The sequence below is a fragment of the Labedella endophytica genome, from assembly GCF_003990045.1.
GTDB classification, from domain to species: Bacteria; Actinomycetota; Actinomycetes; order Actinomycetales; family Microbacteriaceae; genus Labedella; species Labedella endophytica.
The window spans coordinates 420486-443627 of record NZ_RZGZ01000003.1 but is presented as its reverse complement, the minus strand read 5'-3'; the positions used below and the strand labels follow the sequence as shown (position 1 = coordinate 443627).

At 69.3% G+C, this 23142-nt stretch carries 19 protein-coding genes and 2 riboswitches; of the genes, 6 read left to right on the top strand and 13 right to left on the bottom strand.

Features of this window, described 5'->3' with window-relative positions:
- Positions 1-33: 33 nt before the first annotated feature.
- A complete protein-coding gene (locus ELQ94_RS13080; RefSeq protein ID WP_127050793.1) occupies positions 34-1575 on the bottom strand; it encodes an ABC transporter permease in 1542 nt (513 codons plus the stop codon).
- A gap of 142 nt (positions 1576-1717) precedes the next feature.
- A complete protein-coding gene (locus ELQ94_RS13075; RefSeq protein WP_127050792.1) occupies positions 1718-3523 on the bottom strand; it encodes an ABC transporter family substrate-binding protein in 1806 nt (601 codons plus the stop codon).
- Positions 3524-3828: 305 nt separating this feature from the next.
- On the opposite strand from ELQ94_RS13075, the gene ELQ94_RS13070 reads away from it, so the two are divergent.
- Positions 3829-4584 carry a CPBP family intramembrane glutamic endopeptidase gene (locus ELQ94_RS13070; RefSeq protein ID WP_127050791.1) on the top strand — a complete coding sequence of 252 codons (756 nt, stop codon included), beginning with the start codon at positions 3829-3831 and terminating at the stop codon, positions 4582-4584.
- A 54-nt stretch (positions 4585-4638) separates the two neighbouring features.
- Here ELQ94_RS13070 and gcvP read toward each other — a convergent pair whose 3' ends face one another.
- The 3 genes from gcvP to gcvT are packed head-to-tail and all read right to left on the bottom strand — an operon-like array spanning position 4639 to position 9037.
- Positions 4639-7485: an aminomethyl-transferring glycine dehydrogenase gene (gcvP, locus tag ELQ94_RS13065; RefSeq protein ID WP_127050790.1), complete on the bottom strand. Its 2847-nt coding sequence runs from the start codon at positions 7483-7485 to the stop codon at positions 4639-4641.
- The gene (gene gcvH / locus ELQ94_RS13060) at positions 7485-7859 is read right to left on the bottom strand and encodes a glycine cleavage system protein GcvH (RefSeq protein ID WP_127050789.1); all 375 of its coding nucleotides are present in this window, start codon (positions 7857-7859) and stop codon (positions 7485-7487) included. Before gcvH ends, gcvP begins: the two co-directional genes overlap by 1 nt.
- The gene (gene gcvT, locus ELQ94_RS13055; RefSeq protein ID WP_243697011.1) at positions 7856-9037 is read right to left on the bottom strand and encodes a glycine cleavage system aminomethyltransferase GcvT; all 1182 of its coding nucleotides are present in this window, start codon (positions 9035-9037) and stop codon (positions 7856-7858) included. Before gcvT ends, gcvH begins: the two co-directional genes overlap by 4 nt.
- A gap of 82 nt (positions 9038-9119) precedes the next feature.
- Positions 9120-9249: riboswitch (glycine riboswitch) on the bottom strand.
- Between the two features lies 1 nt (position 9250).
- Positions 9251-9338, bottom strand: a riboswitch (glycine riboswitch).
- Positions 9339-9477: 139 nt separating this feature from the next.
- Here gcvT and ELQ94_RS13050 point away from each other — a divergent pair.
- From ELQ94_RS13050 to ELQ94_RS13030, 5 genes are read left to right on the top strand one after another with little or no spacing between them, the layout of a single operon-like run.
- On the top strand, positions 9478-10338 hold the full coding sequence (locus tag ELQ94_RS13050) for an NUDIX hydrolase (protein ID WP_127050787.1): 861 nt from the start codon (positions 9478-9480) through the stop codon (positions 10336-10338).
- The gene (nadA, locus tag ELQ94_RS13045; protein ID WP_127050786.1) at positions 10335-11630 is read left to right on the top strand and encodes a quinolinate synthase NadA; all 1296 of its coding nucleotides are present in this window, start codon (positions 10335-10337) and stop codon (positions 11628-11630) included. Before ELQ94_RS13050 ends, nadA begins: the two co-directional genes overlap by 4 nt.
- 1 nt (position 11631) lies before the next feature.
- Positions 11632-13377 (top strand): L-aspartate oxidase, encoded by a 1746-nt coding sequence (nadB, locus tag ELQ94_RS13040; RefSeq protein ID WP_127050785.1) that lies wholly within the window; start codon positions 11632-11634, stop codon positions 13375-13377.
- On the top strand, positions 13371-14246 hold the full coding sequence (gene nadC, locus ELQ94_RS13035) for a carboxylating nicotinate-nucleotide diphosphorylase (RefSeq protein WP_127050784.1): 876 nt from the start codon (positions 13371-13373) through the stop codon (positions 14244-14246). Before nadB ends, nadC begins: the two co-directional genes overlap by 7 nt.
- Positions 14243-15382, top strand: coding sequence for a cysteine desulfurase family protein (locus ELQ94_RS13030; protein ID WP_127050783.1), 1140 nt, complete (start codon positions 14243-14245; stop codon positions 15380-15382). Before nadC ends, ELQ94_RS13030 begins: the two co-directional genes overlap by 4 nt.
- Positions 15383-15541: 159 nt before the next feature.
- Here ELQ94_RS13030 and ELQ94_RS13025 read toward each other — a convergent pair whose 3' ends face one another.
- The 8 genes from ELQ94_RS13025 to ELQ94_RS13000 all read right to left on the bottom strand — a co-directional run bounded on the left by ELQ94_RS13025 (position 15542) and on the right by ELQ94_RS13000 (position 23026).
- On the bottom strand, positions 15542-16030 hold the full coding sequence (locus tag ELQ94_RS13025) for an SRPBCC family protein (RefSeq protein WP_127050782.1): 489 nt from the start codon (positions 16028-16030) through the stop codon (positions 15542-15544).
- 19 nt (positions 16031-16049) lie between these two features.
- Positions 16050-18137, bottom strand: a complete 2088-nt coding sequence (locus ELQ94_RS13020; protein WP_127050781.1) for an alpha/beta fold hydrolase — start codon at positions 18135-18137, stop codon at positions 16050-16052.
- Between the two features lie 192 nt (positions 18138-18329).
- The gene (locus ELQ94_RS13015) at positions 18330-19166 is read right to left on the bottom strand and encodes a M23 family metallopeptidase (protein ID WP_127050780.1); all 837 of its coding nucleotides are present in this window, start codon (positions 19164-19166) and stop codon (positions 18330-18332) included.
- Between the two features lie 98 nt (positions 19167-19264).
- Positions 19265-19657: a barstar family protein gene (locus ELQ94_RS13010; RefSeq protein WP_127050779.1), complete on the bottom strand. Its 393-nt coding sequence runs from the start codon at positions 19655-19657 to the stop codon at positions 19265-19267.
- 11 nt (positions 19658-19668) lie between these two features.
- Positions 19669-19815 (bottom strand): hypothetical protein, encoded by a 147-nt coding sequence (locus tag ELQ94_RS17325; protein WP_166404786.1) that lies wholly within the window; start codon positions 19813-19815, stop codon positions 19669-19671.
- A 131-nt stretch (positions 19816-19946) separates the two neighbouring features.
- Positions 19947-20123, bottom strand: coding sequence for a hypothetical protein (locus ELQ94_RS17320; RefSeq protein WP_166404784.1), 177 nt, complete (start codon positions 20121-20123; stop codon positions 19947-19949).
- A complete protein-coding gene (locus ELQ94_RS13005) occupies positions 20120-21721 on the bottom strand; it encodes a cryptochrome/photolyase family protein (protein ID WP_127050778.1) in 1602 nt (533 codons plus the stop codon). Before ELQ94_RS13005 ends, ELQ94_RS17320 begins: the two co-directional genes overlap by 4 nt.
- A 48-nt stretch (positions 21722-21769) precedes the next feature.
- Complete coding sequence (locus ELQ94_RS13000) at positions 21770-23026, bottom strand: flavin monoamine oxidase family protein (RefSeq protein ID WP_127050777.1); 1257 nt, start codon at positions 23024-23026, stop codon at positions 21770-21772.
- Positions 23027-23142: the final 116 nt, after the last annotated feature.

The following is a 23142-nucleotide window of genomic DNA, read 5'->3' as shown; positions in this document are numbered from 1 at the left end:
GCAAAGCGGGACGGACGATCACTCGGGCGCGCATCAGCGCACCCGGACTCTCGGGTCGAGAGCGGCGTACGCGAGGTCCGCGAGGAAGTTGAAGGTGATGGCGACGATCGCGATCACCAGGAAGTAGCCCATCACGGGATTCAGGTCTGTGCGTCCGAGCGACGTCGCGAAGAGGTTGCCCATACCGCTGATCGCGAAGACGCGCTCGGTGATGACCGCGCCGCCGAGCAACGCTCCCACGTCGGTCGCGACGATGGTCGCGATCGGGATGAGCATGTTCCGGAACGCGTGACGCATGACGACCGTGCGCTCCGGCAGACCCTTGGCGCGAGCCGTTCGGATGTAGTCCTGGTTGAGGACCTCGAGCAGCCCCGCACGGGCATACCGCGTGTACTGCGCGAACGAGATGAGCAGGAGCGCGATCGTCGGCAGGAGGAGGTGGGTGAAGGAGTCGATTCCCGTGAGCCACACGTCACCGTTGAACCCAGGGGTCTGAGACCCGATGGTGGCGATCGGGCGTCCGTTGATGCGCGAGCTGTTGACGTAGTCGGGCCACGACTGCATGAAGCGGTCGAGGAAGACGAGCACCATCGAGACGCCGATCGTGATGGCGCCGGCTCGCATGGACTGGCCGCGGTCGGGACCTCCGAGCAGCCATCCGATGGCGAGACCGACGACGACCGTCGCGAGGAACACGAAGAGGAGCGTCCACACGGACGAGATGTCGAACAGGCCCTGCAGGGCGAAGTAGGCGACGAACGCGAGGGCGGCGGAGATGCCGGCCGTCGTGAGCGCGCGACGATTTCCGAGTCCCGACACGAGGAGGGTCGTGACGATGGCGACGACGGCGACACCGACGAGGATGCCGACCGGCCCGAGGCCGGGGTTCTGGAACCACTCCGAGACCGCCATGTAGCCGAGGACGACACCGGTGGCCACGGCCGAGATCGCGAAGACGGTGAGTCGTCTCCTGAGTGGTCCGCCGATGAGCACTTGCCAGATGAGACCGGCGACGATCGCGATCACGATCACCGTGACCGCGGGTATGGCACCACCCTGCTGGAGGAAGTTGTTGAACCCGATCGCGATGAATTCTTTGAGGAGGACGGCGACGAGGAAGGACGGCAGGGAGAAGAGGAAGAAGCTCACGAATGTGATCGTGAGGTCGAAACCGCTGTACTGACGGAGTGCGGTGACGATTCCGACGACCACGCCGAGCAGGATCGCCGAGAGCGTTGCGACGGTGACGAGCTGCAGCGTCGACAGCATCGCCGACGGCAGGATGGTCGCGACTTCCGCGTTGTTGAGCGTCAGGCCGAGGTCGCACGAGTTGGCGAACGGGATGAGGCACTGTGCAGCGCCACCGAGCCAGAGGAACCACCGCAACGGTGCGGGGACGTCGAGATCGAGAGCGGCCGTGCGGGCCGCGATGAGTTGGGCCTCGGTCGCGGGGTTTCCACCGCGCAGATCCCTGAGCGGATCCCCGGAGTTGGCGGCGAGCACGTACATGATGAACGATGCCGCGAGCAGGATGAGGACGGAGACGGCGATCCGCCTCAGAATGAATGACGCCATGGACCTGAGACCTCTGTGACTCCGAGTGGGAGTGCGTGTCGAGTGGGAAGGGGTGGCGTCCGGTGTGCCGGACACACGAGGCGCCGGATCCCTGAGGACCCGGCGCCTCGCTCACCCCACGGGGGTGTGAATCGGTACTAACTTACTCGGCGATCGTCCAGTCCTGAGCGTTCCAGACGATTCCGGTCTGGTTGCCGAAGAACTCGATGCCATCGACGGTGCCGTTCGTAGCGAACAGTCCGGGCGACTGGAACAGCGGCAGGCCGTAGAAGTCGGCGGCGGTGGCCGCGTCGATCTGGACCTTCAGCTGACCGAGGGCCTCGGGGTCGAGCTCCGTCTGTGCGGCGTCGACCATCTCGTCGACCTCCGCGTTCGAGTACTTGTTGTAGTTTCCACCACCGGCGGTCTTGAAGATCTGCGCGAGGGCCGAGTTGCCGGCTCCCGGGGAGATCCAACCGAAGATCGAGGCGTCGTATTCTCCACCCGGCAGGAGCGAGCTCCAGTCGGGCGATCCGGCGTCCTCGATGATGAATCCGGCCTCGGTCGCCGAGGCCTGGATGGCCTGGAACGAGTCGACACGGTTGGGGTTGTCCGTGTTGTAGAGGATGCGGATCGTCGGGGTCGCACCGGCGAGGAGCTCCTTGGCGCCCTCGATGTCCGGCTCGGCGTACGCGTCGTAACCGGATGCCGCAACGGCGTCGGTGTACTCGGTGTTGGCCGGGACGAAGATCTGGGAGTTCAGGACCTCGGCGCTCGGGTTGATCGGGGTGATGATCGACTCGAGGATCTGCTGGCGCGGGATCGTCTTGAGGAACGCCTCACGGACGTTCGCGTCGGCGAAGACCTCGGAACCGAAGTTCAGGTCGAGGTGGTCGTACGAGAGCTGGTCGCCCTCGATGACCGTCTGGTTCGCGTTCTCGAGAGCGGTCAGCGTGTCGGCGGAGGCCTGCGGGTAGATCGCGTTGACCTCACCGTTCTGGAGCGCCGTCACCTGGGCGTTCGCGTCCGGCACGAAGCGGAGTACGAGCTCGTCGTAGGCGGGGACGTCCTCACCCGTGTACTCCGGGTTCTTCGAGAAGGTCATCGACTGGTTCGGCGTGTAGTCGCTCATGATGAACGGTCCGCTCGCGACGAGAAGCGACTCGTCGGTCGGCATCGAGGTGAAGTCGTAACCGGTGTTCCAGAAGTCGGCCGCGGCCTTGAGGGTCTCGTTGGGCTCGACCGGGTTGGCCGGGTCACCCTTCGGGGTGTCCATGAGGACCTGGATGAACTCCTCTTCGGTCACTCCGGCCTGCTCGGCGAGAACGTGGGCCGGCTTGTCGAGCAGGTTGCCGAGCTCCCAGTCCACGAAGGGCTCACCGTAGACGAGCGTCAGGCCGAGGCCGTCCTCGCTGATCTCGGGCATGGCCGTCGTGTCGAGTCCATCGGTGCTGCCGGCGAGCTGGAAGTACTGCGTTCCGCTCGTGGGCTCACCGGTCGCCTCGTCGAGCGTCGCGTCGTTGTAGTAGCCGGACCCGATCGCCCAACCGACGAGCAGGTCATCAGCGGTGATGTCTTCGCCGTCGGACCACTTCAGTCCGTCGTTGAGCTTGTACTCGACCGTGAGCGGGTCGTCCGCGGTCTTCTCGTACGTGCCGATGTTGTCGTTGTGGACGATGTTGAATTCCTCGTCCAGCGTGTAGAAGCCACCGAGGCTCGCGCCACCGGAGGATCCGGTCGTTCCGGTGAGGTAGCCCACCATGCCGTTCGTGTCGAGGTTTCCCTGGGGCGTCGAACCGTTGAGCGAGGTCACCTCGTTCGTCACGGCGACGGTGATGGTGCCACCCTCAGCGGCATCGTCGCCTCCTTCGGTCCCGCCGGTCGTGCAGCCGGCGAGCACAAGTGCTGTTACACCCGCTGCGGCTACGGCGGCGGCTGAACGCCTCGCCCACCGATTCGTGTTCGTCAATGTTCCTCCTGTGCAAGGTGATACGGACTCCCGGGCGCACGAATGCCCCCGGTGCCGATTCAGATATCAATGACCCTAGGCACCGCCTCCCCCGTGGGCCAAACCGAGGGGCGATAACGTTACAAAGCGGTAATGAGGTTTCACGATCGTTGCAGCATCCGGGTTGATCGGTGCGCGACATCGCAGATTCGCGCACGAATCGGGCGTGCCGCTGCGAAGTGTGCACTTTCGCCCGCCTGAAAGCCCGCCGATCACCCGCTGAACGGGTCACAGACGTATGCGCTTACGTACGCGAGAATGACGGCATGAGTCGCGCGCGCATCCGGTGGGAGATCGTCATCGTCCTCGGCCTGTCCCTCGGGGCGTCCGCCGTGTATTCGGTCATCACGATCATCGCGCGGGCCACGGCCGGCACGGCCCTCGCCGACCAGACCGCCTCCGTGAATCCGTCGCGGAGCGAGCGAGAATGGCTCGACTTCACGAACCAGTTCCTCTCGCTCTTCTTCGAGCTCTTCGGAGTCGCCCTCGTCCTCTATCTCCTGTGGGCGCCCGGACGCAGCGCGTTCTCCCGGCTCGGACTCGATCTGCGGAAGCCGCGCTTCGACCTCACCCGCGGCGCCGGACTGTTCCTCGCGATCGGTCTCCCGGGGATCGCCTTCTACGCGATCGGCCGCCTCATCGGGATCACCGTCGAGGTCCAGGCCTCGCCGCTCGACACCTACTGGTGGACGGTTCCGATCCTGATCTTCTCCGCCCTCCGCGCCGCTCTCGTCGAGGAGGTCATCGTCGTGGGCTATCTGTTCACCCGATTGAAGGAACTGCACTGGTCGCCGTGGTGGATCATCGGCGCGGCGGCGCTCCTGCGGGGCAGTTACCACCTCTACCAGGGCTACGGACCGTTCGTCGGCAACGTCGTGATGGGCCTCGTCTTCGGCTGGTGCTACCTGCGCTGGGGGCGCGTCATGCCCCTCGTGATCGCGCACGCCCTGCTCGACATCGCCTCGTTCGTCGGGTACCCGCTCGCCGTGTCACTCTGGCCGGCGATCTTCGCCTCGGGCTGAGAGCACTCGACGCGTGAAGGCGGGGCCATCGGCCCCGCCTTCACGGTCTTCGTCCTACGCGAACGCCTCCGGCGGCGGGCACGAGCACACGAGGTTGCGGTCCCCGAACGCCTGATCGATCCGGCGCACGGGCGGCCAGTACTTCGAGCGCACGAGGCTCCTCACCGGGTAGACCGCGGTCTCGCGGGAGTACGCGTGGTCCCACGCGTCGTCCACGACGCTCTCGGCCGTGTGCGGCGCGTTCACGAGGGGGTTGTCCTCGGCAGACCACTCCCCCGCACCGATCGCGTCGGCCTCGGCCTTGATCGCGATCATGGCGTCGATGAAGCGGTCGATCTCCGGGAGGTCCTCGCTCTCCGTCGGCTCCACCATCAGGGTGCCCGCGACGGGGAACGACATCGTCGGAGCGTGGAAGCCGTAGTCGATGAGGCGCTTCGCGACGTCGTCGACGGTCACCCCCGTCGCCTCACGCAGGGGGCGGAGGTCGAGGATGCACTCGTGTGCGACGAGCCCCGCGTCACCCGTGTAGAGCACCGGGAAGTGATCACGCAGGCGCGCGGCGACGTAGTTCGCGGACAGCACCGCGGCGCCGGTGGCTTCCTTGAGGCCCTCGGCTCCCATCATGCGCACGTAGGCCCACGAGATGGGCAGGATGCTCGCGCTGCCGTAGGGAGCAGCGGAGACCGGGATGCCGTCGTGCACGACGCCGTCGTGCTCCGCGCGCTGCGCGAGCGGGTGCCCGGGCAGGAACGGCGCGAGATGCGCCTTGGCGGCCACGGGACCGACGCCGGGTCCGCCACCGCCGTGCGGGATGCAGAACGTCTTGTGCAGGTTGAGGTGCGAGACGTCTCCGCCGAAGTCCCCGAAGCGCGCGTAACCGAGCAGGGCGTTGAGGTTGGCTCCGTCGACGTACACCTGACCGCCGGCGTCGTGCACCGCGTCCGTGATCGCGCGGACCTCGTGCTCATAGACGCCATGCGTCGACGGATACGTGATCATGAGTGCCGCGAGCGACTCGGCGTGCTGAGCGATCTTCGCGTGCAGGTCGTCGAGGTCGACGTTGCCGTGCTCGTCGCACGCGACGACGACGACCTTCATGCCGGCGAGCACCGCCGACGCGGCGTTCGTGCCGTGCGCGCTCTGCGGGATGAGGCAGACCGTGCGGCCCTCCTCCCCCCGCGACCGGTGGTACCCGCGGATGGCGAGCAGCCCGGCGAGCTCGCCCTGACTGCCCGCGTTCGGCTGCAGGGAGACCGAGTCGTAACCGGTGACCTCGGCGAGCCAGCGCTCGAGCTGGTCGACGAGTTCGAGTGATCCCTCGACGTCGGACTCCGGGGCGAAGGGGTGGAGGGACGAGAACTCCGGCCACGTGATCGCCTCCATCTCGGTGGCCGCGTTGAGCTTCATCGTGCACGAGCCGAGCGGGATCATGCCGCGATCGAGCGCGTAGTCACGGTCCGCGAGCTGCTTGAGGTAGCGCATCATGGCCGTCTCCGACCGGTGCGTGTTAAAGACGTCGTGCGTGAGGTACTCGCTCGAGCGCTCGAGAGCTGCGGGGATCCGCGACACGGCTTCCGAGGGCGTGGCAGCCGCCCCGAGGAGCGACGAGACGAGGTCGAGATCGCTCTCCTCGGTGGTCTCGTCGACGGCGACGTGCACCGTGTCCGCGTCGGCCTGCCAGAGGAGGAGACCGTGCTCGTGGGCCGTCGCGACGATCTCCGCCGCCCGGCCGGGCACGACGGCCCGGACGGTGTCGAAGAACTCCGATGCGACGAGCTCGACGCCGACGTCCTCGAGTGCAGCAGCCAGTCGCGCGGCGCGGCCGTGGACCTCCTGCGCGATCCGGCGGATGCCCTCGGGGCCGTGGTACACCGCGAACATCGACGCCATGACGGCGAGGAGGACCTGTGCCGTGCAGATGTTCGACGTGGCCTTCTCGCGCCGGATGTGCTGCTCACGCGTCTGCAGCGTGAGGCGGTAGGCGGGGTGGCCGGCCGCGTCCTGACTGACGCCGACGAGTCGGCCCGGCATCTGCCGCTCGAGCCCCGCGCGCACGGCGAGGTAGCCCGCGTGGGGTCCGCCGAAGCCGAGCGGCACGCCGAAACGCTGGGTCGTTCCGACCGCGATGTCCGCTCCGAGCTCGCCCGGCGACCGCACGAGGGCGAGGGCGAGGAGATCGGCCGCGACGACCGCGAGACCGCCGCCGGCCTGCACCGCCGAGACGACCGCGCTCGGGTCCCACACGCGCCCGGACGCTCCCGGGTACTGCACGAAGACGCCGAAGGCGGCCGGGAGCTCGTCGTCCGCGGCGGACGAGAAGTCGACCTCGACGACCTCGATGCCGACCGGCTCCGCGCGACCGAGGAGCAGCGCCTTCGTCTGCGGGAGCGCATCCGAGTCCATGAGGAACACGTCCGTCTTGGCTTTCGAGGCGCGGCGGGCGAGCAGCATGCCCTCGACGACGGCCGTGCCCTCGTCGAGCATCGAGGCGTTCGCCGTCTGGAGGCCCGTGAGGTCGGTGACCATCGTCTGGAAGTTGATGAGCGCCTCGAGGCGGCCCTGGGAGATCTCCGGCTGGTACGGCGTGTACGCGGTGTACCAGGACGGGTTCTCGAGCACGTTCCGCGTGATGACGGCCGGCGTGACCGTGCCGGAGTAACCGAGACCGATCAGGGAGCGGTTGACGGAGTTCCGCGCCGCGAGGGCGCGCAGCTCCGCGAGGGCGCCCCGCTCGTCCGCTGCGGCCGGGATGACCGAGGACTCGAGCTCGAGCACCTGGATCGCACCAGGCACCGCGGCGTCCATGAGCGCGTCGACGCTGTCGTAGCCGACGGCCGTGAGCATCGCCCGCTGCGTGTCCGCGGTCGTGCCGACGTGGCGATCGGAGAAGCGCTCCGCCATCACTCGCCGACCAGGGCGGTGTAGTCGTCGCGGTCGAGGAGGCCGTCGGGGAGCGCCGTGAAGCGCACCTTGACGAGCCAGCCGTCGCCGAACGGGTCGCTGTTGACGAGCGACGGGTCGTCGACGACGGCCTGGTTGGCCTCGACGACCTCGCCGTCGACGGGGGCGTAGAGCTCACCGACCGACTTCGTGGACTCGATCTCCCCGACGACGGTGCCGCCGGTGACCTCGCCGCCCACCTCGGGCAGCTCGACGAAGACGACGTCGCCGAGCTTGTCCGCGGCGAAATCGGTGATGCCGACGGTCGCGACGTCGCCGTCGACGGCGATCCACTCGTGCTCGGCGGTGTAGTGGAGGGCGGTGAGGTCGGTCATGCGGTCGCTTCTTTCTTCCGGGAGTAGAACGGGAGGGGTGTCACGGTCGCGGGGATGCGCGTTCCGCGGACGTCGAGGGAGAGGGGGGTGCCGACGGCCGACGACTCGGGCGCGACGTAGGCGAGGGCGATGGGGTGGCCGAGGGTGGGCGACAGTGCCCCGCTCGTGATCTCGCCGACGGCCGTGCCGTCCGCGTCGAGCACCGCGTAACCCGCACGACCGGCGCGACGCCCCTCGGCGACGAGACCGACGAGCACACGGGCGCCATCGGCCGGGCCGGCCTCGATCGCGGCTCGACCGCGGAAGTCACCCTCCTTCGCAAGCGCGACGACGCGACCGAGGCCGGCCTGCACGGGCAGGGTGTCCGCGTCGAGCTCGTGGCCGTAGAGCGGCATGCCGGCCTCGAGACGGAGGGTGTCGCGGCACGCGAGTCCCGCAGGGACGAGACCGAGGGGGGCGCCCGCGACGGTGATCGCCGACCAGAGCGCGACGGCGTCGTGCACGGCGACGTAGAGCTCGAATCCGTCCTCGCCCGTGTAGCCGGTGCGCCCGATGAACACGTCGTCGTCCCCGAACGTCGCCGCGGTCGCGCGGTAGTAGCGCACCTCGGCGAGCGAGGCCTGACCGGCGACGATCGCGAGGCCGTCCGTGCGTTCGAGGATGGCCTGCGCCGCGGGACCCTGGACGGCGATGAGGGCCATACCGTCGCTCACGTCGTCGACCGAGACGTCGAAGCCGGATGCGGCGCCGACGAGCTCCCGTGCAACGGCGTCCCGGTTCGACGCGTTGGCCACCACGAGGAACTCGTCGTCGCCCGTGCGGTAGACGATGAGGTCGTCGACGATGCCGCCGCCGTCGTTGAGGAGGAGCGTGTACTTCGCCTGCATGAGCTGGAGGACGGACAGCCGCCCGGCGAGTGTCGCGTCGAGGAACGCGGACGCCTCGGCACCGCGGACCGAGATCTCGCCCATGTGCGAGATGTCGAAGATTCCCGCCGTCGAACGGACGGCGTGATGCTCCGCGAGATCGCTCGAATACTTCACGGGCATGGCCCACCCGGCGAAGTCGGTGAACGTCGCCCCGAGGCCCACGTGCACGTCGTTCAGGGGGCTCAGACGCGGTTCGACGACGGCCACCGGGGCGGCGGGCGGAGGGACGGGAGTGGAAGGATCGGACACGAGTTCTCCTGGAGGTTCTCGCCGGAGCCCGGGCTGACGCCTCGGCCCGCGACGAGGGCGCGATGCGCGCCTGGTCGGGAACTCCCCCTCTGTCATGGGCCTGAGAGTTTCGCTCCGCACCGTGCCGTCGTCGAGGACACCAGTGCGGGACTTTCACCGTCGGCGGGACGCTCCCGACACGAGGTCGAGTGAGCGTCCACTTTCCAGAGTGGCCAGTTCGATGCGGTACAGAACCTGAGAGATTGGCGGGGAGGCTTGCTCCTTCGGTGCCGGGCGAGCCCGGCTCTCCCGCATCGCGTACGCGGCCCGATGTTCGATTGTGGTCCCAGCCTAGCGGCCGGGGCACGAACCGGCCGGATCCGAAACGAGACGTTCTTATAGTCATTCCGACTTTATGTTGTCGTCGCCTGTTAGAGTCGAAGCAACCCGAAGGAGACGCCATGACGACCACGCGCGAGCACGACCGACCCGGGTCCGCCTCGCTCGCGGTCTCGACGGTCATCTTCGCGCTCCGCAGCGACGAGGGGATCGCGGCGGAGAACGACGAGCCCACCATCTGGCTGCCCCTCGTCCGCCGCATCCGCGACCCGTACGACGGCCGGTGGGCGCTCCCGGGGGGTCCACTCGGCCACGAGGAGGGCCTCGCGGACGCTGCCGCCCGATCACTCTCCGAGACCACGGGCCTCACCTCGCGCTACCTCGAGCAGCTCTACGCCTTCGGCGACGTGGACCGCTCCCCCGGCGAGCGCGTCGTCTCGATCGTGTACTGGGCCCTCGTGGACGGTGAGGAGGCCCGACGCGCCCAGATCGGGCAGAACGTGCGCTGGTTCCCGGCCGATCGACTCCCCCGGCTCGCCTTCGACCACAACACGATCGTCGACTACGCCCTCTGGCGCCTGCGGACGAAGATGGAGTACAGCGACATCGCCCGGTCGCTCCTCGGAGAGACCTTCACCCTGTCCGAGCTGCGCGCGGTCCACGAGGCCGTCCTGCGGAGGCGCCTCGACCCGGCGAACTTCCGCCGACAGATCGATGCCCAGGGCCGCATCGAGGCGACGGGCGAATCGCGCCGCTCGGGGGCGCACCGTCCCGCCCGGCTGTACCGCTACGCAGCAGACGACGCCACGGGGCCGCCTTCCCCTTATGCGATCACACCGGACTCGATCAACCCGGACTCGATCAACCCGGACTCGATCGCCCCGGACTCGATCACCTCGGACTCGATCACCTCGGACACGATCAACCCGGACTCGGCCCCTGCTCTCCCGACACCTCTCACAACGAACGGGGACCCGTCATGACCTCCACCGCATCCGTCGACCTCACCATCCGCGACATCGCGCGGGGGGCGACCACCGGCGACACGTGCAGCCCCGATCTCGCGCAGGCGCCGTGGACGTTCGACCTGCAGGCCCCCGGGTACGGTCCCGGCGCATCGCTCGGCGACGTGCTCCCGACCGGCTCCCCCCGCCAGGGCCAGCTGCCCGCGTTCTACCGCGACGCCCCTCCCGAGGAGCTCGACCGCCGGATCCGCTCCGCGAAGGACCTCCTCGGCGAGCGCCTCGTCATCCTCGGCCACTTCTACCAGCGCGACGAGGTCGTGCAGTACGCGGACTATGTCGGCGACTCCTTCCAACTCGCGGGCGCGGCGAAGGCGCGCACGAACGCCGAGGCGATCGTGTTCTGCGGCGTGCACTTCATGGCGGAGACGGCCGATCTGCTCTCTTCTCCCGACCAGGCGGTCATCCTCCCGAATCTCGCTGCCGGTTGCTCGATGGCCGACATGGCGGACATCGACCAGGTCGAGGAGTGCTGGGAGGAACTCACCGCCCTCTACGGCTCCGAGCCCGACGCGGACGGTCGCGTGCCCGTCATCCCCGTGACCTACATGAACTCGTCCGCGGCGCTCAAGGGGTTCTGCGGGCGCAACGGCGGCATCGTGTGCACATCGTCGAATGCACAGACGGTCCTCGAGTGGGCGTTCGAACGGGGCCAGCGGGTGCTCTTCTTCCCCGACCAGCACCTCGGCCGGAACACCGCGAAGGCGATGGGCGTGCCCGTCGAGGCCATGCCGCTCTGGAACCCCAACCGCGCGCTCGGGGGCAACGACGAACGCGCGATCGAGGACGCCCGTGTGATCCTCTGGCACGGGTTCTGCTCGGTGCACCGGCGTTTCACCGTCGACCAGATCGATCGCGCCCGGGCAGCGCACCCCGGGGTCCGTGTGATCGTGCACCCCGAGTGCCCGATGCCCGTCGTCGACGCGGCCGACGAGAGCGGCTCCACCGACTACATCACCAAGGCGATCGCGGCGGCACCCGACGGCAGTACGTTCGCGATCGGCACCGAGATCAACCTCGTGCAACGACTCGCGGCCCAGTACCCGCAGCACACGATCTTCTGCCTCGACGACGTGATCTGCCCGTGTTCGACCATGTACCGCATCCACCCGGGCTACCTCGCGTGGGTTCTCGACGAGCTCGTCGCCGGGCGGGTCGTCAACCGCATCACGGTGGGCGACGACGTCGCCGTGCCCTCGCGGGTCGCCCTCGAACGTATGCTCGCGGCCCGCCCGCCCGTGTCGGTCGCCTGACGTGGCCGCGCGCGCCCGGCGCCGCGTCGTCGTGATCGGGTCCGGCATCGCCGGTCTCACGACCGCTCTCCACGCAGCGGTCGATCACGACGTGGTGCTGATCTCGGGAGGGGCCCTCGACGAGGCCAACACCGCGTGGGCCCAGGGCGGCATCACCGGGGTCCTCCCTGCGGAGAACGACGACCCCGGCGCGTCTATCGACTCCATCGAGAACCATGTCACCGACACCCTGCGCGCGGGCGCCGGGATGGGCATCGAGGACGCCGTCCGGGTGCTGTGCACCGAAGCGCCGGAACGGCTGCGCGAGCTCATCGCCCTGGGGGTGCCGTTCGATCGTTCGGGCGGACGGCTCGCGCGAGCCCTCGAAGCGGCCCACTCCGCACCGCGCGTGCTCCATGCGGGCGGCGACGCGACGGGGGCGGCGATCGAACGTGTCCTCGTGGAGGTGGTTCGCGACCGGGTCGACGTCGTGCTGGAGCACACCCGCCTCATCGACCTCGTACTGCGTGACGGCGCCGTCATCGGCGCGTCGGTGCAGGGTCCAGACAGGCAGGGGCCGGACGGGCCCCGCGTCCTCGATGCGGACGCCGTCGTCCTCGCGACGGGCGGTTTCGCCGGGCTGTTCGCACGCACGTCGAATCCCCGGTCCGCTACGGGGTCGGGCATCGCGATCGCCGCCCGTGCCGGCGCCCTGCTCGCGGACCTCGAGTTCGTCCAGTTCCACCCGAGCGTGCTCGCCGCCCCCGGATCCTTCCTCGTGTCCGAGGCCGTTCGCGGCGAGGGCGCCGTGCTCCGGAACGCACGCGGCGAGCGCTTCATGTCGCGCGTACACCCTGACGCGGAGCTCGCCCCCCGCGATGTCGTGGCCCGCGCGATGGCCGCCGAGATGCGGCTCCAGAACGGGCGACCCGTCGTGCTCGACGCGACGGCGATCGGCGCCCGGCTCGACGCCCGGTTCCCGAGCATCGCCCGACGTGTCCGCGCAGCGGGGTACGACTGGACCGCGTCCCCGATCCCCGTCACCCCCGCAGCCCACTACACGATGGGAGGGGTCGCGACGGATCTCGACGGACGGACGAGCGTGCCGGGGCTCTTCGCCGTCGGAGAGGTGGCGCGGACCGGCGTGCACGGGGCGAACCGACTCGCCTCGAACTCCCTCCTGGAGGGCGCCGTGTTCGGTGCACGCGCCGCTCGCGCGCTGTCGTCGCCCGAGCACCCGCCTCTCCCGGTCGATCCCCGCACCGCTCCGAGCGTCCCGATCCCGGCGTCCGACCGTCCGGGAGCACCGGACACCTCGCAGACGCTCGGCACGCTGCTGTGGGACGACGTCGGGCTCGTCCGATCCGAGGAGGGACTCGTTCGCGCGATCGACGGCATCGCCGCGCTCGCGTCGACGGGAGCAGCGCGCGATGCCCTGACCGTCGCGACCCTCGTCGCCCACGCCGCCCTCCTGCGGCGCGAGTCTCGGGGGGCGCACGCCCGATCGGACCACCCCGCCACCGATCCGGCGCTGGCCAGCCCGCAGTTCCTGCGCGCTCGGTGCGTATCGACACGGGTTCCGCTGACCGCCGACGGCGCGAACGGCGGGTCATCCGAGACCGCCGCGCATCCCCGTCATCACGAGACCAGGGAGACCGGAGAAACGAGCGAAACCAGGGAAACCGGAGAAACCAGGGGAACCGGACGAACGAGGCAGACCGGGGAGACCGGGAAGACGAGAGAGATCAGGGAGACCATCGCATGCTGACACGTTTCGAGATCGAGACCGCCGTGCGCGCGGCCCTCGTGGAGGACGCTCCCTGGGGCGACCTCACCTCGTCCGCCCTCTTCGTCACACCCGTCCGGGCGGAGGCGGCCCTCGTGGCTCGCGAGCCCGGCGTCTACAGCGGAGGCGACGTCTTCCGGGCGGCCTTCGAGCTCGTGGACGCGCGCGTCGCCGTGACCGAGGTGGTTCCCGACGGCACCGCCTTCGGCCCGGGCGACGTCCTGGCCCGCGTCGACGGCGATGCGCCGGCGGTGCTCCAGGCGGAGCGCGTCGCCCTCAACTTCGTGCAGCGCATGTCGGGCACGGCCACGCTGACGTTCCGGTTCGTCGAGGCTGTCGCCGGTACGAGCGCCCGCATCGTCGACACCCGGAAGACGACGCCCGGACTCCGCGCGTTCGAGAAGCATGCGGTCGTGAGCGGAGGCGGACGCAACCACCGCTACTCCCTCTCCGATGCCGTGATGGTGAAGGACAATCACCTCGCCGTCGTCGCGAACGGCGGAGTGTCCGTGCCCGACGCGTTACGGGCGCTTCGCTCGCGCCTGCCACACACGAGCCACGTCGAGGTGGAGGTGGATCGGCTCGACCAGATCGAGGACGTGATCGCGGGCGGCGCCGACACCGTGATGCTCGACAACTTCTCGCTCGACGACCTCCGACGCGGTGTCGCCCTCATCGCCGGACGGGCCGTCGTGGAGGCGAGCGGCACCGTCTCGCTCGACACGGTGCGCGCGATCGCCGAGACCGGAGTCGACGTCATCTCCGTGGGTGCACTGACCCACAGCGCTCGGGCTCTCGACCTCGGCCTCGACATCCGCGTGCACAACCAGTCCGGCCCGGAGCGCTCGTGACCTACCTCGATGCCGCCGCGACGACCCCGGTGCGCCGGGAGGTGATCGAGGCCATGTGGCCCTACCTCACCACGGAGTTCGGCAACCCGTCGAGCGTGCACGCGGTCGGCGAGTCCGCGGCGGTCGCCCTCGAGGACGCGCGGCGGCGCATCGCACGATCCCTCGAGGTGCGCGCGACCGGGGTCGTCTTCACCGCCGGCGGGACGGAGGCGGACAACCTCGCCCTCAAAGGTCTCGCGCTCGCGAACCCGCGCGGTCGTCACATCATTGTCTCGGCGATCGAGCACGAGGCCGTGCTCCAGAGCGCCGCGTACCTCGTCCGCTTCCACGGGTTCCAGGTCTCGGTCGCTCCGGTCGACGCGTCGGGGCGAGTCGACCCCGAGGAGATCTCCGCCCTCCTCCGCCCCGACTCCACCCTCGTGAGCGTGATGCACGCGAACAACGAGGTCGGAACCGTTCAACCCGTGCGGGAGATCGCCGAGCGCGCCCACGCCGTCGGCGCACTCGTGCATTCAGACGCTGTCCAGACCACTGGCCAGCTCGACGTGCGCCTCGGTGAACTCGGGGTGGACGCGTTGACGCTTTCCGGCCACAAGCTCGGTGCCCCGAAGGGAACGGGCGCCCTCGTCCTCCGCGGTCGACTCGACCTCGAGCCGCTCGTGCACGGCGGCGGTCAGGAGCGCGGGCGGCGTTCCGGCACCGAGTCGGTCGCGGGCGCCGTCGCCCTCGCGACGGCGCTGGAGCTGGCCGAGGACGAACGCGCGAGCGGCGGCTCGGACGTCGTCTCGCGCGACGGCTTCGTCGCCGCCGTCCTCGCCACGACGCCGGATGGTCGGCTCACGGGGCACTCGTCGCTCCGACTCCCGCGCAACGCGTCGTTCGTCTTCCCGGGCCTCAGCGGCGAGGCGATCCTCCTCGAGCTCGAGCGCCGGGGCGTCGTCTCCTCGAGCGGCTCGGCCTGCGCCGCCGGTCGCACCGAAGCGTCCCACGTTCTCCTCGCGATGGGGTTCGCGGAGGACATCGCCCGATCGGCGGTCCGATTCACGTGGGGACACGGGACGACGACCAGTGATCTCGCCGCGGTGGCCGACGACGTATCCCGATCCGTCGAGGCGGTCCGATCCATCCGATCCTGAGACCGCGCCGACCCCGCCGACGTCCTTCCGTCGGAGACACGATGGTGGAAGCATGACGTCCACCACGAACGACGGGCGGCGCGGCATTGACGATCGTCGCGGAGCGGGTGTGCCGACGTCGAAGAGCTCCCCGGTCTCAGCCCTCGACTCGTTCCCCGTTCAGGGCTGAGCCGACGTCCCGCTGAGAAATGATCGGGACTCGCGAGCGGCACCGACGAGATGACGATTCCTCTCCTCGATGAGTTCGCGCATATAGCGCTCGAGGACGAAACGTTCGGCGACACGACCCATCGGGCCGAACGGCGCCTGGAACACGATGTGGTCCGTCATGAGGCACCCGTCGGGGTGCCCACTGAATCGGTGCTCGTGACGCAGGCTCCGGAACGGACCGGCGATCTCCTCGTCCACGAACATCTCGCCCTCCTCGAAGGCGGTGATGCGCGACATCAGCGTGAACGGGAGTCCGAGGTGACGGGCCCGCCACGCGACGAACTCCCCGGCGCCGATGAGGCCGCCCGTTCGGCCCGCGACGATCCGCTCCCCCGACGAGCGCATCGAGGCGAGATGGGCATCGAGGTCTCGCGCCAGGTCGAACGCGACGCCGGGCGGGACAGGGAGGACGGTCTCGAGGTGCAGACGGACGGTCATGGCCGAGGGGCTCCGCGCCTCAACCGAGCGACTCGGGTCGTCGCCAGTCCCGGCCGTGGACGTGTTCGTCGAGGAACGCGAACACGGTCTCGTACCAGAGCACCGCATGCTGGGGCTTCAGCACCCAGTGGTTCTCGTCGGGGAACAGCAGGAAGCGGTGAGGCGTCGTCCCATCGGCGGCGGCGTGATGCTCGGCGAGCTCGGACCACAGCCGCAGGCTCTCCCCGACGGGCACGCGGTAGTCCCGGTCCCCGTGCACGACGAGCATCGGGGTCACGATGTCGCGGACGGCGTGGTGAGGGGAGTTGGCCTCGAGCCCCTCGGGGGTGAACGCGGTCTGCCAGAACTCGGAGTTGTCGGTGGTGCCGGCGAACTGGTCGAGCGCCCACAGACTCGCGTGACTCACGATCGCCCGGAAGCGGTCAGTATGCCCCGCCACCCAGTTCGCCATGTAGCCGCCGAACGATCCGCCCATCGCCGCGGTCCGGGACTCGTCGATGTCGTCCCGACGTTCGGCCTCGTCGGTGATCGCGAGGAGGTCGGTATAGGGGGCAGCCCCCCACGCGTTCCAGCCGCGTGCGATGAAGTCGATCCCGTACCCGGTGGAGAGGGCCGGGTCCGGGAGGAGAACGGCGTAGCCCTTCGCGAGGGCGAGCTGGGGGTTCCACCGCCAACTCCAGGCGTTCCAGCTGTTGAGGGGACCGCCGTGGATCCAGAGCAGGAGCGGAGCCGGTGCGGCCGCGTCCGCCCCCTCCGGGAGGAGGAGCCAACCGCGAACGCGTGTGCCGTCCGTCGCCGTCGTCTCGATCCCGGTGATCGTGCCGATCGGCTCGGGCACCGGAGCGGGAGAGGCGAGCGGCGTCACCGATCCGTCCGCATGGATACGGACGGGGTGGGGCGGTGCGGTCCACGACGACCGGAGGGCGACGAGGTCGTCTGTGGCCGGGTCGACGGACACGTCCGTGTAGGAGAAGTCGTCGCTCGTCAGCCGGACGGGGTCCGATCCGTCGAGCGGGATCCGGTAGACCGGCCCGCGGCCGTCGTCGTCGGCGGTCGCGATGAGCGACTCGCCGCGCGCGTCGAACCGGAGCGAGGTGGGCCAGCGGTCCCAGGTCGCGGCGACCCGCCGAGCGTTCATACCGTCGATGTCCGCGACCCAGATCTCCTGATCGGCCGATGCCGTCTGCGTGTGGAAGGGCACCCGGAGGAACGCGATCGTCGCCCCGTCCCGGCTGATCACGGGCGACTCGATGTGCACGCGATCCTCGTCCATCAGGGTTGTACGCTCGCCCGTGGCCACATCGATGGAGACGAGGACGAATCGACCGGATCGCCGCTCAGGGACGCGCAGGGCGACGAGGAGCGTCCGCCCGTCCGGCGTGAGGGCCTGTCCGGCGGTGTCGGCCGATCGGCCGGGTCGCGGCGTGAGATCGGTCGGACGCGGGAGGTCGGACGGATAGGAATCAGTGACCGTGCCGTCGGCTCCGCCGACGTCGCCGCGATCCGGCGCGGATCCTGCGACCGACTCCGCAACCGCCGCCATATCGAGAGCGAACAGGTGCGGTTCCGCCGGCCCGAGGTCGTGATCCCAGTAGCGCACCGGATAGCTGTCGTGGAAGACCGCGGTCACCTTCTTGTCCCGGCGGAGCCGGCGCGACGCCGCGTCGTCCTCGAGCGTGGCGGACGACGGGAGCAGATCGGCCGCGACGACGATCGTCTCGGCCGCGAGCGCCGTCGCCGCGATGCCGGAAACGCCTCCCGCCAGACGGGTCACGGGTCGCGCCTCGCCTCCTCCGGCCGGCAGCCTCCAGAGCTGAGCGACCTCCGGGGCGTCCGTCGCCGCCGGGTCGATCCGGGAGGAGACGAAGACGATGTCACCGGAGGCCGTGAATGCGGCCCCGCTCTCCCCCTTCACCGATCGCGTGAGTCGACGCGGGAATCCCGATCCGTCGGCCGCGATCTGCCAGAGAGAGCGTTCGAACGCGGTACCGTCCGCGGTGAGCGTCGCGACCGTCAGGACGGCGCTCCGGCCGTCCGGAGACAGTGTGAGCGCCTCCGCCCGGGGAACGGCGATGTAGTCGGTCAGCGACGTGTACGGAGAGTCCATGCACCCACGCTACGTGGTCACGGCTAAGAGGCCAGCGACCAACGACCAACGACCAACGACCCGAGAGCAACGACCAGCGGTCAGCGGTCAGCGACCAGCGGTCAGCGGTCAGCGGCCAACGACCAACGACCAACGACCCGAGAGCAACGACCAGAGACCAACGACCAACGACCGACGACCGACGACCAGCGATCAGCGGTTGCCGTCGTAGTTCGCCCCGCCGACCGCCGCGGAGAGAGGGATCTGTAGCGAGCGCAGGATCGCCTCGAAATCGTCGGGGCCCATCGCCCGGACGACCATCTTGCCGTGGGTGATGAGGGCGTCCCGTTCGATGCGCGAGAGGTGGTGGAGGCTCTTGAACCCGACGAGGGCCGTGTAACCCGCCGTGACGTTCTTGAAAGCGGTGGCGCTGGAGATCATGAGCATGTCGTGCCTTTCGAGGTCACTGGAGCCGTTGGCTGTGGAGGAGATCGGAGCGAGCGGGGCGAGATGGATCTTCGGAGCGGGGTCGATGCTCGCGTTGTCCTGTCGCACCTCGATGTGCAGATGAGGACCGGTCGACGAGCCGTTGTGTCCGACCTGTCCGATCTGGGTTCCGGCGGCGACCCACCCGAGTTTCGCGACCGAACCGCGCTCGAGATGCGCGTACACGGTCTGGAGTCCGCCGCCGTGATCGATCGTCAGGACGTTGCCGAAGCTGTTGCTCTCGAACTGCCCGTGACCGAGGACGTCTCGACGGTAGATGACGGTTCCCGCCCTGACGGCATGGATCGGGGTGAAGCGGCCCGGCGAGTAGTCGAGACCGCGATGGAAGGAGCTGCATCCGGCGCAGGGGGACGATCGCGGGCCGAAGTCGCTTCGGATGGCCCGGCGCGTGGTGAACGGGTGATACCAGCCGGAGGCGGCATCGGCGGACTCCGGGTGGAGGAGCACATCCGCCACGACGGAGGACGCCGCGACCAGAGCGGCGCCGGCGAGCATCGTCCTCCGCGTGAGGAGAGACGGCTCTTGCGAGTGAGTGACAGACACGAGGAGAAGTCTCGCAAGTACTCACCCGTCACACCAGTCACCAGATCGGGTGTGGTTTTGGGTGCTCGGGCTGCGGCCCGCCCACCCCTCCGAGACCCTCAGGCGAGTACGAGCTCGATGCGCGGGTGGCTCTCGAAGATCTCGAGCACCGTGTCGAAGTAGGTCGACCCGGTGCCGGCCTCGAGGTCGGCGATGGCCGATCGGGCTCGTTCAGCGTTGAACGTCCCCGGGCGGTCGAGCTTCGACCGGTGGTGCGCGATCGTCTCGCTTCGCCCCAGTGCGTGGCGGCTCGCTGCGTGGTCCGTCCACACGACACGCGCACCCTCGAGGCCGTGCAAGGCGCCGTAGCCCCCGTACAGCATGTCGTCGAGCGCATCGAGGCTCGGCCCGAGCGTCCAGGACTCCCCGGCCATGAAGACCCGATTCAACTCGTCGTAGAACGACAGGATGCCCACGACGGCCGTGCCCTCGATCCGGAACTCGGTCGACACGTGTGTCGTCCTCAGCGGCGGCGTGAACGCGAGCCGCGTCGCGACGAGCGCTTCGAACCGCGGGAACGGGAGAAGCGGCCCTTCTTGGTCTGCTTCTCATCGCCGAACAGCCGTCGGGCGAAGTTGAGGAGGAAGGGGAGGGCGAGTCGCATGAACATTCGGATTTCCTTCGTCTGGAGGACCGACGGATAGTCGGCGCACCCCGAGCGTAGGCAGAGCCAGACGATCGGTACCCCCCATTGACGACGCGCGAACCACGTCCCGACGGACGACCGGCTCTGCCCGTCACCTACGCGTCGGTGACCTCGTAGAAGGACGGGTCGGCCGCGTCTCCGGGGGTGGCGCCGCCGTCCTCGTGACCGGCGTCGACCGCGCGGTACGTGACGCCCTCGTAGACGATCTCCGGCCCGTCGTCCTCGACGACGGCGACGGTGATCCCACGGGAATTGATGAGTTTGGCCTTCATGACGTCATCCTCTCACCCATGGGCGCTGCCTCGGACGCTGCGAGCAATGCGGTGTCCTCGTCGGCCCCGAGCATCGCATCCGCGCGGCGCCGGTGCTCCGTGCGCTTGTCGTCGCCCATCTTGTCGAGCAGCGACACGACCATGCGACTGCGCGGGTTGGAGGCGAACACGGCGCGGTGATCCTCGATGAAAGACCAGTACAGGGCGTCCCAATCGGGCATCCACTCCCCCGCCAGGAGATCCGACATCCTCTTCAGATAGTTGCTGCCCGACACGTAGGGCTTCGTCGTGATCTGCGCCCCCGAGGCGAACTGGCTCATGGCGTAGACGTTCGGCACCATCACCCAGTCGTATGCGTCGATGAACAGCTCCATGAACCACTCGTAGACGGCATCGGGGTGGACCCGGAGCAGCGACATCGCGTTGCCGAGCACCATGAGCCGCTCGATGTGGTGGGCGTAACCGGTGTCGAGCACCCGGGAGATGACGACATCCACGGGTTCGAGCCCCGTGCTCGCATCCCACCACCCCACGCCCAGCCGTCGCCGGTGGTCGAGCACGTTCGACGTCCGCATCCGGCGCCCGGCGGTGCGGTAGGTCGCGCGCATGTACTCGCGCCAGCCGATGATCTGCCGGACGAATCCCTCGAGCGACGCGAGGGGGGTGCCCTCCCGTGCACCCGCGAGGACGGCGTCGATCACGTCACGCGGGTCCAGCAGCCCCACGTTGAGGGTCGCGGTGAGGAGACCGTGGTTGATGAACGGATGGACCGCGGAGATCGCATCCTCGTACGGGCCGAAGTCGTCGAGGCGGTCCCGGACGAACTCGTCCAGGTGCTCTCGGGCCTCGTCGCGGCTCGTGGGCCAGGCGAAGAGGTGGGGGTCCCCCGGGTTGTCGGGGAACTCCTCGGCGACCCAGGCGATCGCCGACGACACCTCCGCCGGGAGAGCGTCCTCCGCGGGTGCGTCGATCACCAGGGTGCCGTCGGCGTGCAGGACGGGATGGTGCGCGAACCGCCCGACGACGCTCGGCGAGTACCCCTTCGGCAGCTTCTTGCGGTTGTCCGCGTCGAACGACCACTTCCCGCCGACGGGCCTGCCGTCATCGAGGAGGATGTCGAGCCGTTTCCGCTGCCAGACGTAGAAGTTCTGCATGCGCGCGTCGTTGCGGGAGAACCACTCGTCGATCTCCTCGCGATCCGTGAAGAAGTTGGGCGACTCCATCACGTCACTGCGGCGCATCGTGTAGCCGCCGTCGGCGAGGGCTTCGAACAGGTCCTTCTCGAGCCAGTCGTCGACGACGTCGAACCAGGTCACGAGGGACGGGCCGCGATCGCGCACGAGCTCCGCCAGTTGATCGTGCGAGCTGTGAGCGGCCTCGCTGCGGAGGTGGTCGACCGTGAAACCGCGTTCGATCAGGCGACCGGCGAAGCGGTCCATCGATGCGCGGTGCAGAACCAGCTTGTGGGAGTGGAACCGGTACTGACGGAAGAGCAGGTCGTGCTCGATCAGCACGAAGCCGGTACCGTCGGGCGCCTCGAGGTGCTCGTCGAAGAGCTGATGCGGCAGGACGAGGCGCAGGGATGGGGCGGAACTCATCTGTCCACGGTAGGAGGACGCCGCCCCTGCGCAGGGTGGGTTGCGCGGTCAGCCGGCGAGCAGTCGTCCGATCGCGTCCGCCGCCCGGACACCGGAGACGAGCGCACCCTGGATCGACGCGGTCTCGAGTTGATCCCCGGCCACGAGGGTGCGCTCGCCCGTCCAGACGGGTCCGCGATCCACGAGGGGCGGCGGCTCGGCCGGGAGCGTGTGCGGCACGACGTGACGGGCGATCACGTCCCACCCGTCGGTGGACGTGCGGTACAGCCGTTCGAGGTCGCGGCGGATCTCGCTCTCGCTCGCGAGTCCGTCCGGCCGGTCGAGGAGTGTCGTGGCCTGCACGAGGTGGCCGCCCGGCGGTGCGTACGACGGCGCGACCTCGCTCATCACGGCGGTGTTCCAGATCGGACCGGCCGGTCCCCCGCCGGGACCCGAGGCGTCGAGCATCAGGAACCTGCCGGCAAGCGGACTCTCCGGGGTGCAGAACCACCAGGTCGTCAGACCGTTCATGACGGGCGCCGGGATGTCGGCGAGACCGGGGGCCTCGTGCGGCCCGGCGGCGGCGATGACGGCCCGCGCCGTGAGCACCCCGGCGTCCGTCGTCACCTCGACGCCACCCGACGTCTCGTGCACCCCTCGCGCAGCGGTGTCGAGCCGGACGGGTACGCGCAGCCCCGCAGCGAGCTGCTCGGGCAGCGCCTGCATCCCGTCGCGCGGGAGGCCGGGTGCGCCGAGGACGAAATAGCGCAGCAGTCCCTTCACGTAGCGCGCGGAGCTGCCGCCCGAGGTGTCCGAGAGGACGCCGGCGAGGAACGTGTCGAGTACATCGCGTCGCAGCCGCCCGGTGAGGCCGGCACGATCGAGGGACGCGCGGAGGGTCTCATCCGTCGCCGAACGCACCGGGCGTCTCACGCGCAGGAGCGTCGGCCCGAGCCACCGGGCGAGAGCGACCAAGTCGGACGGCGGCGTATGCGCGCTGAGCAGCGTGCCGAGGGCGTACCGCGGGTGGCGCAGCGGATGCGCGAGCGTCGTCGAACGCTGACCGTCGCGCACCACGGCGCCGACCCCGAACGACTGGAGGTCGAGCGCGGGGACATCGACATCGCGGTACAGCGCCGGGTAGGCCGGGTTGAGCACCTGGAAGCCACGGTCCACCCGGTAGCCGTCGATGATGTCCGTCCGGATGCGTCCACCGACGGCGTCGGCGGCCTCGAGCACGATGACGTGCCGACCGTCCTGCTCGAGTCGACGGGCGCTCTGCAGTCCCGCGAGTCCCGCCCCGATCACGATCACGTCGCTGTCCACGCTGCCCCTGTCTCTCGGAGATTCAGCGTGTCACCCGTCGGGAGCGAGGCGCAACGGGGCGCGCGCGAGTGAGGAGTCGACTCCTCGTTCCGGGCTGTCAACCCACGGAGGGCTCG